The 1,238-nt window shown below is 50.9% G+C and carries 2 tRNA genes and 3 rRNA genes; all 5 read right to left on the bottom strand.

The window, feature by feature from the left end:
* Window positions 1–297: ribosomal RNA gene (locus A3848_RS26165) — 23S ribosomal RNA — on the bottom strand; the annotation flags it as partial.
* A 246-nt stretch (window positions 298–543) separates the two neighbouring features.
* Window positions 544–619: transfer RNA gene (locus tag A3848_RS26160), tRNA-Ala, on the bottom strand.
* Between the two features lie 21 nt (window positions 620–640).
* Window positions 641–717 (bottom strand) — tRNA-Ile (locus A3848_RS26155).
* Between the two features lie 46 nt (window positions 718–763).
* Window positions 764–880: ribosomal RNA gene (rrf, locus tag A3848_RS26150) — 5S ribosomal RNA — on the bottom strand.
* Between the two features lie 122 nt (window positions 881–1,002).
* Window positions 1,003–1,238: ribosomal RNA gene (locus A3848_RS26145) — 16S ribosomal RNA — on the bottom strand; the annotation flags it as partial.

Raw genomic sequence — 1,238 nt, 5'->3', positions numbered from 1 at the left:
CCCAAGGGGCAAGCCCCTTGGTTTAGGCTGTTCCGCGTTCGCTCGCCGCTACTGACGGAATCACTATTGTTTTCTCTTCCTCAGGGTACTTAGATGTTTCAGTTCCCCTGGTCTGCCTCTGCATACCCTATGTATTCAGGTATGAGTAACTGCGAATTACCACAGCTGGGTTTCCCCATTCGGACACCCCCGGATCAAAGCTTGCTTACAGCTCCCCGAGGCAGTTTCGTTGTTCGCCACGTCCTTCGTCGGCTCCTGGCGCCTAGGCATCCTCCGTGTGCTCTTATTAGCTTAACCATCGCTCCGGTGTTTCGCTTGTTCGCTCATCTTGTTTTAAACAGCGCTCCTGGATGAATCCGTTCGCTAGTCTGTTTAAAGCCAAAGGTCGCTTCACAATCGAAAACCTTCGCTTTCAGCATACTAATAACTATTTCAACTTGTTTACACAAGTTTCAGCTAAAAGATGTTCTAAAACGCATTTTCGTTTCGGTATCCAGTTTTCAAGGATCAAGGTACTCATATACTATTTCATGTAAAACATTTTGGTGGAGCCAAGCGGGATCGAACCGCTGACCTCCTGCTTGCAAGGCAGGCGCTCTCCCAGCTGAGCTATGGCCCCATAAAGGGATATAATGTTATATGGTGGGCCTTGGTGGACTCGAACCACCGACCTCACCCTTATCAGAGGTGCGCTCTAACCAACTGAGCTAAAAGCCCATATAACATATATAACATTATGAATCAACCAAAGGATTGGTTGTCCGCTTGGCAGCGTCCTACTCTCCCAGGACCCTTCGGTCCAAGTACCATCGGCGCTGGAGGACTTAACGGTCGTGTTCGGGATGGGTACGTGTGGAACCCCTCCGCTATCGCCACCAAACGCATACGAAAGAGACTTGCTCTTTCAAAACTGAACACGAGTGAGTGTTCGAACCCAAGGGTTCTAGTGGAAGTCAAGCTTCCGATTTGAATGTCTCCATTGCAGGAAACGATTCTCCATAGAAAGGAGGTGATCCAGCCGCACCTTCCGATACGGCTACCTTGTTACGACTTCACCCCAATCATCTACCCCACCTTCGGCGGCTGGCCCCCTTGCGGGTTACCCCACCGACTTCGGGTGTTGTAAACTCTCGTGGTGTGACGGGCGGTGTGTACAAGACCCGGGAACGTATTCACCGCGGCATGCTGATCCGCGATTACTAGCAATTCCGACTTCATGCAGGCGAGTTGCAGCCTGC

The sequence above is a fragment of the Paenibacillus sp. P32E genome (assembly GCF_001909085.1).
Taxonomy (GTDB): domain Bacteria; phylum Bacillota; class Bacilli; order Paenibacillales; family Paenibacillaceae; genus Paenibacillus_AQ; species Paenibacillus_AQ helianthi.
The sequence above is the reverse complement of the archived record's forward strand: the minus strand, read 5'-3'. Positions and strand labels throughout refer to the sequence as shown.